11 protein-coding genes are annotated in these 12,819 nt (G+C 57.3%); 6 read left to right on the forward strand and 5 right to left on the reverse strand.

Annotated elements, in window-relative coordinates:
• Window positions 1-30: 30 nt before the first annotated feature.
• The 4 genes from rsmD to ACN9MY_RS01900 are packed head-to-tail and all read left to right on the forward strand — an operon-like array spanning window position 31 to window position 2,092.
• On the forward strand, window positions 31-615 hold the full coding sequence (gene rsmD / locus ACN9MY_RS01885; RefSeq protein ID WP_426166943.1) for a 16S rRNA (guanine(966)-N(2))-methyltransferase RsmD: 585 nt from the start codon (window positions 31-33) through the stop codon (window positions 613-615).
• Between the two features lie 36 nt (window positions 616-651).
• Window positions 652-1,143 (forward strand): pantetheine-phosphate adenylyltransferase, encoded by a 492-nt coding sequence (coaD, locus tag ACN9MY_RS01890; protein ID WP_057262219.1) that lies wholly within the window; start codon window positions 652-654, stop codon window positions 1,141-1,143.
• A 12-nt stretch (window positions 1,144-1,155) separates the two neighbouring features.
• Window positions 1,156-1,410 carry a YfhL family 4Fe-4S dicluster ferredoxin gene (locus ACN9MY_RS01895; protein WP_426166945.1) on the forward strand — a complete coding sequence of 85 codons (255 nt, stop codon included), beginning with the start codon at window positions 1,156-1,158 and terminating at the stop codon, window positions 1,408-1,410.
• Between the two features lie 58 nt (window positions 1,411-1,468).
• On the forward strand, window positions 1,469-2,092 hold the full coding sequence (locus tag ACN9MY_RS01900; protein WP_426320137.1) for a chalcone isomerase family protein: 624 nt from the start codon (window positions 1,469-1,471) through the stop codon (window positions 2,090-2,092).
• Window positions 2,093-2,111: 19 nt separating this feature from the next.
• Here the strand turns inward: ACN9MY_RS01900 and ACN9MY_RS01905 are convergent, their stop codons facing one another.
• Window positions 2,112-2,375, reverse strand: coding sequence for a hypothetical protein (locus ACN9MY_RS01905; protein WP_426166949.1), 264 nt, complete (start codon window positions 2,373-2,375; stop codon window positions 2,112-2,114).
• Window positions 2,376-2,477: 102 nt separating this feature from the next.
• Between ACN9MY_RS01905 and ACN9MY_RS01910 the strand changes: the two genes are divergently transcribed.
• Window positions 2,478-3,446, forward strand: coding sequence for a LysR family transcriptional regulator (locus ACN9MY_RS01910; protein ID WP_426166951.1), 969 nt, complete (start codon window positions 2,478-2,480; stop codon window positions 3,444-3,446).
• Between the two features lie 56 nt (window positions 3,447-3,502).
• On the opposite strand, the gene ACN9MY_RS01915 is transcribed toward ACN9MY_RS01910, so the two are convergent.
• Entirely contained in the window at window positions 3,503-4,276 is a 774-nt protein-coding gene (locus ACN9MY_RS01915; protein WP_426320139.1) for an REP-associated tyrosine transposase, read from the reverse strand.
• Between the two features lie 111 nt (window positions 4,277-4,387).
• Window positions 4,388-8,017, reverse strand: a complete 3,630-nt coding sequence (gene putA, locus ACN9MY_RS01920; protein ID WP_426320141.1) for a trifunctional transcriptional regulator/proline dehydrogenase/L-glutamate gamma-semialdehyde dehydrogenase — start codon at window positions 8,015-8,017, stop codon at window positions 4,388-4,390.
• Window positions 8,018-8,229: 212 nt separating this feature from the next.
• Between putA and ACN9MY_RS01925 the strand changes: the two genes are divergently transcribed.
• Window positions 8,230-8,685, forward strand: a complete 456-nt coding sequence (locus tag ACN9MY_RS01925) for an Lrp/AsnC ligand binding domain-containing protein (RefSeq protein ID WP_028103394.1) — start codon at window positions 8,230-8,232, stop codon at window positions 8,683-8,685.
• Here the strand turns inward: ACN9MY_RS01925 and ACN9MY_RS01930 are convergent.
• Window positions 8,678-9,382: a 5'-methylthioadenosine/adenosylhomocysteine nucleosidase gene (locus ACN9MY_RS01930; RefSeq protein ID WP_426320144.1), complete on the reverse strand. Its 705-nt coding sequence runs from the start codon at window positions 9,380-9,382 to the stop codon at window positions 8,678-8,680. The genes ACN9MY_RS01925 and ACN9MY_RS01930 overlap by 8 nt on opposite strands.
• A gap of 223 nt (window positions 9,383-9,605) precedes the next feature.
• A complete protein-coding gene (locus ACN9MY_RS01935) occupies window positions 9,606-12,581 on the reverse strand; it encodes a bifunctional diguanylate cyclase/phosphodiesterase (protein ID WP_426336781.1) in 2,976 nt (991 codons plus the stop codon).
• Window positions 12,582-12,819: the final 238 nt, after the last annotated feature.

A 12,819-nucleotide genomic window follows, 5' to 3' on the forward strand; every position in this document is an offset into this window, starting at 1 on the left:
GCGCCCAGACGGCATGAGATAATGCCGGCCATGCAAAAAAAGAAAGTCCCCAACCAGGTCCGCATCATTGGCGGCGACTGGAAGCGCACGCCATTGCCGGTGCTGGAAGCACTAGGCCTCCGCCCAACGCCAGACCGCGTGCGCGAAACCGTCTTCAACTGGATCAACCACCTGCACGATGCCGCCTGGAGCGACACCCAGGTGCTGGACCTGTTTGCCGGCAGCGGCGCCCTCGGTTTCGAGGCCGCCAGCCGCGGCGCGGCCAAGGTCACCATGGTTGACGCCAACAGCGCCGTCGTGCGCCAGCTGGAAGCCAACCGCGAAAAGCTGAAAGCCACCAATATCGCCATTCAGCGCGGCGACGCCTTGGCGACGGCGCAATCGCTGGCCGGCCGCGGCGCCAGATTCGACCTGATTTTCCTCGACCCGCCTTACCAGCAAGGCCTGCTGGAGCGCGCGCTGCCGCTGTGCCGCGCGCTGCTCAAGGACGGCGGCCTGGTTTATGCCGAGGCGGAAGCACCGCTGGCCTTCGACGGCTGGGAAGTGGTGCGTGCCGACAAGGCGGGCATGGTGTACTACCACCTGCTTCAGGCATTGCCTGAAAATGAGGCATAATTCTTCTTTGTCCTAAGCCAAACGCATGGAGTTGCAATGGTTGTAGCAGTTTATCCGGGTACTTTCGACCCGCTGACCCGGGGTCACGAAGACCTGGTGCGCCGCGCATCGGGCCTGTTCGACACACTGATCGTCGGCGTGGCCGATAGCCAGAACAAGCATCCGTTCTTCACGCTTGAAGAACGGCTGGAAATTGCCAACGAAGTGCTGGGCCATTATCCAAACGTCAAAGTCGAGAGCTTTTCCGGCCTGTTGAAAGACTTCGTGCGCGAGCACGATGCACGCGTGATTGTGCGCGGCCTGCGCGCCGTGTCCGACTTCGAGTTTGAATTCCAGATGGCGGGCATGAACCGCTACATGCTGCCGGATGTGGAAACGCTGTTCCTGACCCCATCCGACCAGTACCAGTTCATCTCGGGCACCATCGTGCGCGAGATCGCAGAGCTTGGCGGCGACGTATCCAAGTTTGTTTTCCCGTCCGTCGACCGCTGGCTGCGTAAAAAGATCGCAGCGCGCAAGGGCGAATAAGAGAGTAATGCCATGGCTTTAATGATTACCGACGACTGCATCAATTGCGACGTGTGCGAGCCCGAGTGCCCGAACGACGCGATCTACATGGGTCCGGAGATCTACGAAATTGATCCCAACAAGTGCACCGAATGCGTCGGTCACTTCGATGAACCGCAGTGCCAGCAGGTCTGCCCGGTCTCTTGCATTCCATTTAATCCAGATTGGCGGGAAAGCAAGGAGCAACTGTTGGCAAAATTCGAGAAATTGCAGGCAGATAAGACCTGATGCCTCCCAAAAAGGGTAGCTCTGCGGTATATTGCTACTTGATACAAACGGAGACAAAATGAGTATTACTCGCCGTAAACTTTTACAAACTGCTGCCGCCGCCGCTTTCTTGGCCGCCAGCAGCCTGCCCGCATTTGCCGCCGAAGTAGCGGGTGTCAAATTCCCCGAAACGGTCAGCGTAGCCGGCCATGACCTCAAGCTGAACGGCGCCGGCGTGCGCACCAAGCTGGTGTTCAAGGTCTACGCGGTAGGCTTTTACCTGCAAGAAAAGAAAACCACCGTGCAGGACGTGCTGAGCGTTGGCGGGCCGCGCCGCATTCGCATCGTCGCCATGCGTGACCTGAGCTCGGACGACTTCGGCATGGCCTTCATGAAGGGCCTGAACGACAACGTCAGCCCGGAAGAACGCACCAAGCTGCTGCCTCAGACCAAGGCTTTCGGGGAGATTTTTGCCCAGTTCCCTGGACTGAAGAAGGGCGACGAGCTGATCGTGGACTGGAACCCTTCGACCGGCTCCCAGCCGTTCCTGAACGGGAAGAAGGTCGGGGAAACGCTGCCGGACCAGGCGTTCTTCAACGCCATCATGCGCATCTGGATCGGCAACAAGCCGGTTGATTCTTCGCTGAAACCGAAACTGTTGTCAGGCGCGGAAAAACCAGCCCCAGCACCGGAAACGAACTGATTGCTGCGCTGCGGAAGGCTTACGCGCGGCAGGCCATTGCTCGCAGTTCTGCGACGTGGCTAGGCGAGCCTTCCATCGAATTCAGCATACGCTTGAACATCATGGTGTCGCGCATCAGGCGACGTTGCAAGCGTTCCTCTTTGCTCAACTTTGGCTTAACGACAAGCACGGCAGCGCGGGCGATACCACGCAGCAGCGGCTTGAACACGAATGCCAGCGCCAGCGCCAGGATCACCAGCGGCAGGTACTGTGCAAATTCGATGATGTTAATGTAAGTAGACATGGCTGTTTCTATACCTTTAGAATCTATTGGTACTATAGTGCGCCGCAACATATAACGCCAATTCCGTTTCTCCATAACAATCATTATTGGTGTGAATGACCGATGAGCTTTCTGACCCTGGACCTGAATCTGCTGCGCGTTTTCGACGCGGTAATGACTGAGCAGAACCTGACGCGCGCTGCCGGCCACCTGGCCATGACGCAGCCGGCGGTGTCGAACGCCATCAAGCGCCTGCGCGAAAGCCTGGGCGACGACTTACTGATCCGCACGGCCTATGGCGTAAAGCCGACGCCCAGGGCGGAAGCGCTGTGGCCCCAAGTCCGCAGCGCACTGGCCTCGCTGGAAGCTGCGGTGACGCCGGGCACGTTTGACGTGTCCAAGACCCATGCCACGTTCCGCATGGCGATGGCCGATGCAACGGCCGCGTTCTGGCTGCCTTCCCTGATGCGCTCGATTGAACGCGAAGCGCCAGGCGTGAACATCCGCATGGTACCTTTGACAACGCGGGAGCCGCGGCCGATGCTGCTGCGCGGGGATATCGACCTGGCGGTCGGCTTCTTCCCTGGCGTCGCAGCGCAGTTGATGAGCGAACCGAGCTCACCGATTCGCCATGAACGCCTGTATTCCGGGATTTACGTGGCCGTGATGCGGCGCGGGCACCCGCTGGCCAAGCAAGACCTGACGCTGGATAACTACTGCGGGGCCAACCACCTGCTGGTCAGCTTTTCCGGCCGTGCGCATGGCCTGGTCGACGAAGCGCTGGCGCAGATTCAGCGCGAACGCCGCATCCTGCTGACGGTGAACCAGTTCTTCACCGCTGGCCGCGTGGTGGCCAATAGCGACCTGATCACCGTGTTGCCGAAGCACCTGATCGCCTCCACTGGCATGACAGATGCGCTGATCTACAAAGAGCTGCCATTCCAGCTCCCAGCCGTACACCTGGACATGCTCTGGCACGAACGCGACGCCCGCAGCCCAGCCCACAAATGGCTGCGCAGCCACCTCGAGAGCATGAACTCGGTCGCCCAGAAGACCGCCCCCGGCACCAATCCCAAAAACGACACCTACTAAGCCTACAGCCGGGCTCGTGTCACACCATGGGGTCACACCCCAAGTGTGACACGGCCTCATCGGCTGTTTGGCAGAAAACGGTCGATTGCCCTCGCGACTGTCCGTATTGATACTCCGAAGTGGTTTGCGATTTGCTCGCGCGTGTAGGCGCTGGTTTGAAACGCACGCGCCATGGCTTCGTCGCGGTCTTGGTAAATCGAAGCGAAGGCGATTAAGGATTGAGCATCTTCCGATTGCGGATTGGGACGTTCTTTATGAAAGCGCAGTGGATCGGGTAGATCGATCCCGTTCGCGACGAATTCCTGGTAGGCGGCGACTCTTTGGCTCCGGTCGCCTGATCCAAATTGCGAGAGCAGCCAGCTGGTTTCGAGCCAACCTGGCGCATCGTCAAGGGCGAGATAGTACCGATGACTGCTCCACGGCCAATCGGCGGCATCATGTACGAGTTTTGCCCGTACGGGATTGAGACTGATATAGCGGGCCACTGCGAGCATTTGCTCACTTCTTGCCACGTTGACCGCGTGGAAGCGGCCTTGGATAACGTGGCCGGTTAATCCGTGCCGATGGTTGAAGTGCTGGCAGTATGAGGAATTCAGCTGAAGCATAGCGGCCGACAAATTGGCTTGAACCGTTTCTATCAACAAATGATAGTGGTTCGGCATCAGGCAAAAGGCATATACCTTAAGCTCGTGCTTGTCCACGGTTTCAGACAATGTGTCGAGCCAAATCAGGTGATCGCGCCGGTCATGATAAATGGCAGCACGACGATTCCCACGCGAAGTTACGTGGTAGATCGCTCCAGGAAATACGATGCGTGGGGCGCGGCTCATAACTGCAACGCTAGCATCTGAACATGCCGTGCATGCTGACGAAAATCAAACAGTTGAGCCCGTGTCACACTTGGGGTGTGACCCCAAGGTGTGACACGAAGTGAGCCGTAGTTAGGCGTCGAGGGTCATCAGGCTGGCGTTGCCGCCGGCGGCGGTGGTGTTGACGCATAGGGCGCGTTCGGCAATCAGGCGCCACAGCGGGATGTCGCCTTCTTCCGTCGTGTCGATGACCGATACGATCGCTCCGTCGCGTGCGGCCAGTTCTGGGCGCAACTTGGCGCCGAGGCTGGATTCCACCAGGGCGATCTGGAAGTCGGCTTTTGACATGTCGGCGGCGGCTACTGTCTGGATCACGGCTTTTACGTCTCCTGGCAGGTCTGCCGGCAACGAACCATCTACTATCAGGGCGCGATTGCCGGTCGACAGGGCGGCTGCAATCTGGTTCAGCAGCACGTCGGTGTGCGAGGCGAAGCAGGCGATATTGCCGCGTGGGACGTAGGCCAGCGTATTGCGCTCACCGGTCGGTCCTGGCAGGACCGTCAGGCTGCCCACTGGCGTGGTGCGTGCGTAGCTTTCGATATGCGCTGCGAGGCGGCTCTTGCCTTGTGCCTTGGCCCATGCTGCCAGCGAGTCGATTGCAGGCAGCCCCTGGCGCTCATGGCGCTCTAGCGTGACGGCGCCGCGCAGCAGGCGCTTCAGGTACAGCGGGCCGCCGGCTTTCGGGCCAGTGCCGGATTTGCCTTCGCCGCCGAATGGCTGCACACCCACCACCGCGCCGACGATGTTGCGGTTGACGTAGATGTTGCCTACGTGTGCGCTGGAGGTGATGTAGTCGATCGTTTCGTCGATGCGCGAGTGCACGCCGAGGGTCAGGCCAAAGCCGCTGCCGTTGATTTGCTCGATCACTTTCGGGAGTTCGGAACGCTTGTAGCGGATCACGTGCATCACCGGGCCAAACACTTCCTTGGTCAGCTCGGGCAGGGAGCTGATCTCCAGCACCGTCGGCGGCACGAACGTTCCGGCGTCGGCGCCTGGTACTTCCAGGGAGAAGCTGGCCTTGGCGTGGGCGCGTACTTTTTCGATGTGCGATAGCAGGTTTTGTTGCGCTTCCTTGTCGATCACTGGGCCGATGTCGGTCACCAGGCGGTCTGGCGAGCCGATTCGCAGCTCTTTCATCGCGCCTTTCAGCATCTTGATTGTCTTGTCGGCGATGTCTTCTTGCAGGAACAGCACGCGCAACGCGGAGCAGCGCTGGCCAGCGCTGTCGAAGGCTGACGAAATCGCGTCGCCGACCACTTGTTCCGGCAGCGAGGAGGAGTCGACGATCATCGCATTCTGGCCGCCGGTTTCTGCGATCAGCGGGATGTCCACATTTTCAGCAACCGAGCGCTTGGCCAGGGTACGGTTGATCAGCTGCGCCACTTCGGTGGAGCCGGTGAAGATCACGCCTTTTACGCGGGTGTCGTTGCACAGGCCTGCGCCAACCACTTCGCCGCGGCCTGGCAGGAATTGCAGCGCTGCGCGCGGTACGCCGGCTTCGTGCAGCAGTTCTACTGCGCGTTGCGCGATCAGCGGCGTTTGTTCGGCTGGTTTTGCCAGCACCACATTGCCCGCTGCCAGTGCTGCGGCGGCCTGGCCCGTGAAGATCGCCAGCGGGAAGTTCCATGGGCTGATGCAGGTCACAGGGCCCAGCGCCAGCGTGTTGGTGCTGCCGCGCACTTGCACTGCGTAGTAGCGCAGGAAGTCGACTGCTTCACGCACTTCGGCAATTGCGTTCGGCAGCGATTTGCCGGCTTCGCGCACGGCCAGCGCCATCAGCTCCAGTTTGTGGGTTTCGAACAGGTCGGCGGCACGATCCAGGCAGGCGGCGCGTTGCGATGGTTCGGTGGTTTGCCAATCCATGGCGAATTGGCTGGCTGCGTTCAGGGCGTTGTTGACGTCATCTGCAGTGGCTTCGGTCACCGAACCTACGACGTCGTCCTTGCGGGCTGGGTTGATGACAGGTTGCGCAACCTGGCCAGCAATGGCGTCAACTGCGAGCAGCGGGCCGGCGGTCCAGCTGCGCGGTTGTGCCAGCGCCAGCGAAACTTCGCGCAGCACGTCCTCGTTCGACAGGTCGATACCGGCGGAGTTCTTGCGTTCTGCGCCGAACATGTCCAGCGGGAGTGCGATGCCGTTGTGCGGTACGCCATTCAGTTTGCGTGCGGCTTCGATCGGATTGGTGATCAGGGAGTCAACCGGAATGCTTTCGTCGACGATCTGGTTCACGAACGAGGAGTTGGCGCCGTTTTCCAGTAGGCGGCGTACCAGGTAGGCGAGCAAGGTTTCATGCGAGCCGACCGGTGCGTAAATGCGGCAAGCCTTGTCGAGGTTTTCTGCGCCGACCACCTGGTCGTACAGGGTCTCGCCCATGCCGTGCAGGCATTGGAATTCGTAGCCGTTGATGCCGTCGCGCTTGGCCCAGGTGTAGATCGTGGACAGCGTTTGGGCATTGTGGGTGGCGAATTGCGGGTAGATCACGTCGCTTGCTGCCAGCAGTCGCTGTGCGCAAGCCAGGTACGATACGTCGGTGTAAACCTTGCGCGTATAGACCGGGTAGCCAGGCATGCCATCGACCTGGGCGCGCTTGATCTCAGCATCCCAGTAGGCGCCTTTCACCAGGCGCACCATGAATTTGCGGCCGCTGCGCTTTGCCAGGTCGACCAGGTAGTCGATCACGAATGGGCAGCGCTTCTGGTAGGCCTGCACCACGAAGCCGATGCCGTCGAAGCCTTCCAGTTCAGGATTGAAGGCCATTGCTTCCATCAGGTCCAGGGACAGCTCCAGGCGATCGGCCTCTTCGGCGTCGATATTCAGGCCGATGTTGTAGCCCTTGGCCAGTTTGACCAGGGCGGTGAGGCGCGGCAGCAGTTCGGTCATCACGCGTTCGCGCTGGGCGCGGCTGTAGCGCGGGTGCAGTGCGGACAGCTTGACGGAAATGCCTGGACCATTGCGGATGCCGCGGCCATTCGATGCCTTGCCGATGGCGTGGATCGCCTTTTCGTAAGCGGCGTAGTAATTGGCTGCATCGGCTTCGGTCAGCGCTGCTTCGCCCAGCATGTCGTAAGAATAACGATAGCCGCGGGCTTCGTTGTCCTTGCCGTTCTTGATTGCTTCATCGATCGTCTGGCCGGTGACGAACTGGTTGCCCAGCATGCGCATCGCCAGGTCGACGCCTTTGCGGATCAACGGTTCGCCACCTTTGGCGATCAGGCTGGTGATCGCCGAGCCGAGCCCTTCTTCGCTGGAGGAGCTGACCAGTTTGCCAGTAATCAGCAAGCCCCAGGTCGCTGCATTCACGAACAGGGAAGGCGATTCGCCCAGGTGCTTGCGCCAGTCGCCTTTGGAAATCTTGTCGGCGATCAGGCGGTCTGCAGTTGCGGAGTCAGGAATGCGTAACAGTGCTTCGGCCAGGCACATCAAGGCGATGCCTTCTTCGGACGAGAGCGAGAATTGATGCATCAGCGCATCCACACCGGAGGAACGGGTGCGCTTTTCACGAACAGCGGTTACCAGGCGCTTGGCCAGGGACTGTGCATCTTGTGTAGTTTCCGGGGAACCGACGTTAATTTGCGACAGAAGCCATTGCACGGCAGTTTGCTCGTCGCGGCGGTACGCAGCGGTGATGGCGCTGCGCAGCGGGGTGGGATCGCGCAGGATTTCTGCTTGAAGTGCGGCGAACGGAGTGGTGTTCAGATGCATGAATGTCTCTATTGGCTAGTATGTAAGAAAGCTGGGCGTTGACACAAAAACACGCCCGGCAAACCCTGTTTGCGCGGGCGTGTTGTGCAGTGCAACTAATGATTCGATTGTACGGCGGAATCGCTCGGATTAATTCTGGTAATACTTATTACTAGCAATAGATAGTTTTTGGTGAGAGAATTTGACCGAATAAAATTAATAGTGGGGATGTAATGCTGGACAAGATCAGTAAGAAGATTCTGGCCGAGTTGCAGAACGATGGCCGGATCAGCAATGTGGAACTGGCTGCGCGAGTGAACCTGTCACCTGCCGCTTGCCTTGAGCGGGTGCGAAAGCTGCACGAGGCCGGCTACATCATGGGGTATACGGCGCAGCTGAACCCGCAGTTACTCGATGTTTCGCTGCTGGTGTTCATTGAAGTCGTGCTGGATCGTACTACGCCCGAGGTGTTTGATGCCTTCAAACACAGTGTCCAGCTCATTCCCGAAGTCCTGGAATGCCATATGGTTGCCGGCGGTTTTGACTACCTGGTCAAGGCGCGTGTGAAAGACATGGCGGCTTACCGCGAGTTCCTTGGGAAAACTTTGCTGCAGAAGGGGGTGCGCGAGACCCACACTTATGCGGTGATGGAAGAAGTGAAAAACACTACCAAACTGCCGATCAAGTAAGCGATTTGCAGAAATTCTGGATGACGCCATAGGCGTAGCGAGCGGCGACGGTTTGCACGAAGTGCATGAAATCCGTCGCCGCTTCTTCGTTGGCGTTGTCGGAAATCGTCCTCATGATGGCAAACGGTATTCCCAGTTCGTGGCAAACCTGGGCAACTGCTGCGCCTTCCATTTCCACTGCCAATAGATCAGGCAGTGCGTCTTTCAAGGCTCCCAGATGGGCCCTGTCCTTGATGAATTGATCTCCACTACCGATCAGGCCGCGGTGCACTTGTGCGTTGTTTTGCAGGAATTCGCGTGTAGCCAGGCTGAGTTTCAGGCTCAATTCGCGATCTGTAGGCATGCGTGAAAGCCCGGTCAGCGGTATTTCGAAGCGTGGAAACAGCGGGCTGGCATCAAAGTCATGTTGTGCCAGGGAATCCGCGACGACAACATCTCCAACTTGAACCCCCAGGTCTGCAGAACCGGCAACGCCGGTAAAGATGATGTGGGTAACGTTGAACTTCTCCACAAGTGTTGCAGCAGTCACAGCAGCAGCGACCTTGCCAATTCGCGATAAAACAGCCACAGAATCGATTTTCCAGAGTTTTCCGGCCGTGTACTCACGCTTACCGTGAATGAGCTTGTAGGGGCTCTCCATGGCTTCCAGTAGACCTTGTTGTTCTTCTGCCAAGGCGGAGATGATCCCGAGACGCATGCGCGAGTTTTCCTCTATTTATTTAAAGTTGTATACGAAAGGATAGTAGTAGATAGTAAACGCGACCCTGTCTGTGGATAAAGCTGTTAACATCCACAGAATCAGAAGTTTACGAATTGTAGAACTGGCTGGACAAGAACTGCATGTAAACCGGACGAGTTCTGAACAAATTTTGTGCGTGAACTCAAAAACGGTGTTTACACACATTCGATCCTGTGGATATTCATTGACTTATCAACAGGTGGTGTAGTTTTTCAGCAGAAATTGGCACTCCGAACAGGTATCCCTGGCCGAAATCGCATCCTGCAGCGATCAAAATTTCCAGTTGGGCCTCGTTTTCGACCTTTTCCGCGATGACTTTGATGTCGAGTCTATGGGCCATGGCGACAATTGCCTCGCACAGGAGTTGGTTGTCGCTGAAGCTGGTGTCCAGCTTGAGGAAATCGATCTTGAAACGCTTCAGGAAGTTGAGGGACGAGTAGCCATAGCCAAAATCGTCCAGGGATATCTGGAGATGGGCGTCCCTGAGCGACTCCATGCGATGCACGACTTCGCGGTTCGCTTCCAGTAGCAAGCCTTCGGTTATTTCAATCACCATCGAGCGGGGTGAAAGTGCCTGCTCGCGCAGCAATTCCAACCAATGTTCGACGCCTACTGCTTCGTGGCGGAACTGCCAGGCTGATTTGTTCACGCAAACCTTGAAGTCATTGCCGAAGCTCGCTGCCAGGGCTGCTGCTTCCTGGAAGACCCATTCTCCGATGGCCGCGATGATGCCGGTATTTTCGGCAACGCCGATGAACTCGGCTGGTTTAAGCAAACCGCGCTGGGGATGTTCCCAACGAATGAGCGCTTCCGCCATTTCGATTTTGTTTGTGGCGAGGTGGCGGATTGGCTGGAACAGAAGCCGTAATTCCTTGTTTTTTAAAGCGCTATGCAACTCCTTGGCCAGTTCGATACGCATCTGGCTGGCTTCCTGCATGAAGGGCGCGAAGTAGTTGAAGCGGTTCCGGCCCTGCTGTTTCGCGAGATACATCGCCTGGTCTGCATTTTTGATGAGCACTTCAGCATCGTCGCCATCGTCCGGAAACAGGGATATGCCTACGCTGCCTGAAATATGGGCGATTTCGTGCTTGAGCTGGAAGGACCTGGACAGGCTATGCAGGATTTCCTGCACGATCCTGACTACATCGCCGGGCTCTTTGAGCTCGCTGAGTATGACGGTGAATTCATCTCCTCCAAGGCGGGCTACGGTATCGGTATTGCGTACGCACTCGTGCAGGCGTTCCGCCACTTGTTTGAGCAGGATGTCGCCAAAGTCGTGGCCAAGCGTATCGTTGACGGCTTTGAATCCATCCAGGTCGATGAAGATCAGCGCCATCGGCAGTTGGTCGCGCGCTGCTTTTTTGATCTCCTGGCGCAGGCGGTCATTGAACATACGCCGGTTGGGTAGTCCTGTCAGGTTATCGAAGTTAGCCTGTTTCCAGATCGCTTCCTCGGTGGCCTTTTTCTTCGTAATATCAGTGAACAAGGCGACGTGTCGCAGCGGGTTACCTTTGTCATCGAACACAGTGTTGAAACGCAGCGAAACCAAATAATGGTCGCCATTCTTGTGCTGGTGCCAGATTTCCCCTTCCCAGTAGCCGGTGTGGGTGATGGTTTGCCGCATGCGGCTGTAGAACTTGATGTTCTGGTGGCTGGAAGTCAGTTCGTAAGCAAGATGGCCAATGACTTCTTCGGAGGCGTAGCCGCTGATCTGGGAGAAGGCCGGATTTACGGAAAGAATTCGGCCTTCGGCATCGGTCACCATCATGCCTTCGGAGGCATTTTCGTACATTAGGGTGGCCAGTTTGCTGGATTCTTCGTGACGCTTTCGCTCGCTGATGTCCTCCGCCATGACGAAGAGGCCAATGACATTTCCGTATTCGTCACGATCGGGCACGTAGGTGATGGCGTCGCAGCGCTCCTGGTCTTTACGCTGCATACCGCGTTCGAAATGGACAGTTTCGCCGGCAAAGGCGCGTTCGAGATGTGGTTTGGTTTCGGCGTACAACTCTGGCGGCAAGACTTGCTGCAGTTCTTCACCATTGCCGTAAATTTCAGCAAAGCGCCGGTTCTTGAAGGAGTAATGTTCGTCGCGGTCCATGTACGCGATCACGATTGGCAGATTGTCGGCTATCAGGCGTAAGCGCTGTTCGCTGCTGGCCAGTTTTTTTTCGGTTTCGGTCGATGTTGCGTAGAGGATCCGGTAGCGGCGTTCGCGTTCTTCGGCTGCAGCAAAGGATCGCAAGGCATAGACGATGGCGGCCAGGATCAGCGTGAAGATGAGGAATAGTGCGACGCCGGCAATCAGGAATTGGCGTTGTGAAATCAGAGCAAGGCCGACATTGGAATTTCCGACAGTGACTACCAGGGGAAGGTTCGGCAATTTGCGGTAGCTGGCGATGCGGGATTTTTTGTCGATAGGGCTGACGGTGTTAATTGTGCCAGTTGGATTGCTGCCGAAGGCGCGATAGACATTTGAGTCTCGGATATCTCGGTTAAAGGTTTGGTCAAAAAGTGGTGCGCGAGCCACGATATGTCCATTGGTGTGGAACAGAGTGATTGTCACGTCTTCGCTCAGGCGTGAGTTTTCGAAAGTCTCGGCAAGATTGCTGGCATCCACCGGGGCGACAATCACTCCCAGGAACTTGCCATCAGCGTCTTCAACCCTGCGGCTCAGGAAGAACAGGCGCGACTTTGAGACTTTGCCTATGGTTGGTTCTCCAATAAACAGCCCGTTTCCTGGCTTGAGCTGGGCTTGGAAGTAGTCCCGATCAGCATAGTTCACGCCTTTGACGGCGATATCGCGCGAGCTGGCTGCTGCATAGCCATTCGGATCCAGGAAAGTGATCCAAAAATTGCTTCCGAAGAATGCACCGCGCGAGGAGAGCAAGCTATCGATTGTCTGTGGCGTATACGGGGCGACCTTAATTGCATTCGAAAAGCCTAGCAGGGCAATGTCGGATAGCTGGATTGTGCTGAGTACGTGCGCTTCGATAGCTCGTGCGTAGTGCTGGGTTTGCTTACGGATAGCTTGTTCGCGATCGCTTGCAGAAGATGCGAGTTGCCAGGCGACGACTGCCGTGGCGAGCAGGGCGAGCATCGTCATGGTGACGAGCAATCGCCTGCGAAAGCGTCGATAGGCTTCGGTGGTCGACAAGAGCCCCTCCAGGCGAATTGCATGGAACAACTTGCTTGTTCAGTATAGGTGGAGAGTTTTGTTTACGTTAGATTAGTGTGTATACAAAGTAGTAATGGTTGTTAACAACCCCGACTTTCTGTGGATAAGTGCACCTTGCGGAGAAAAATCAGGGGTTTACGGGCTGTATAAGCAGGCGCGTAAACCTTGCGTGAGTTGCGGACTGTTTTTGGACAATTTTGGGCGGTTTTCGGGAAGT

Source organism: Pseudoduganella sp. R-31, assembly GCF_049913235.1.
Lineage (GTDB): Bacteria > Pseudomonadota > Gammaproteobacteria > Burkholderiales > Burkholderiaceae_D > Rugamonas.

Coding starts and splice junctions, on each gene's coding strand:
- rsmD (WP_426166943.1), top strand. CDS start 31: ATGCAAAAAAAGAAAGTCCCCAACCAGGTCCGCATCATTGGCGGCGAC.
- ACN9MY_RS01915 (WP_426320139.1), bottom strand. CDS start 4,276: ATGAGCCGCGCCCCACGCATCGTATTTCCTGGAGCGATCTACCACGTA.
- ACN9MY_RS01905 (WP_426166949.1), bottom strand. CDS start 2,375: ATGTCTACTTACATTAACATCATCGAATTTGCACAGTACCTGCCGCTG.
- coaD (WP_057262219.1), top strand. CDS start 652: ATGGTTGTAGCAGTTTATCCGGGTACTTTCGACCCGCTGACCCGGGGT.
- ACN9MY_RS01900 (WP_426320137.1), top strand. CDS start 1,469: ATGAGTATTACTCGCCGTAAACTTTTACAAACTGCTGCCGCCGCCGCT.
- ACN9MY_RS01910 (WP_426166951.1), top strand. CDS start 2,478: ATGAGCTTTCTGACCCTGGACCTGAATCTGCTGCGCGTTTTCGACGCG.
- ACN9MY_RS01925 (WP_028103394.1), top strand. CDS start 8,230: ATGCTGGACAAGATCAGTAAGAAGATTCTGGCCGAGTTGCAGAACGAT.
- ACN9MY_RS01895 (WP_426166945.1), top strand. CDS start 1,156: ATGGCTTTAATGATTACCGACGACTGCATCAATTGCGACGTGTGCGAG.
- ACN9MY_RS01930 (WP_426320144.1), bottom strand. CDS start 9,382: ATGCGTCTCGGGATCATCTCCGCCTTGGCAGAAGAACAACAAGGTCTA.
- putA (WP_426320141.1), bottom strand. CDS start 8,017: ATGCATCTGAACACCACTCCGTTCGCCGCACTTCAAGCAGAAATCCTG.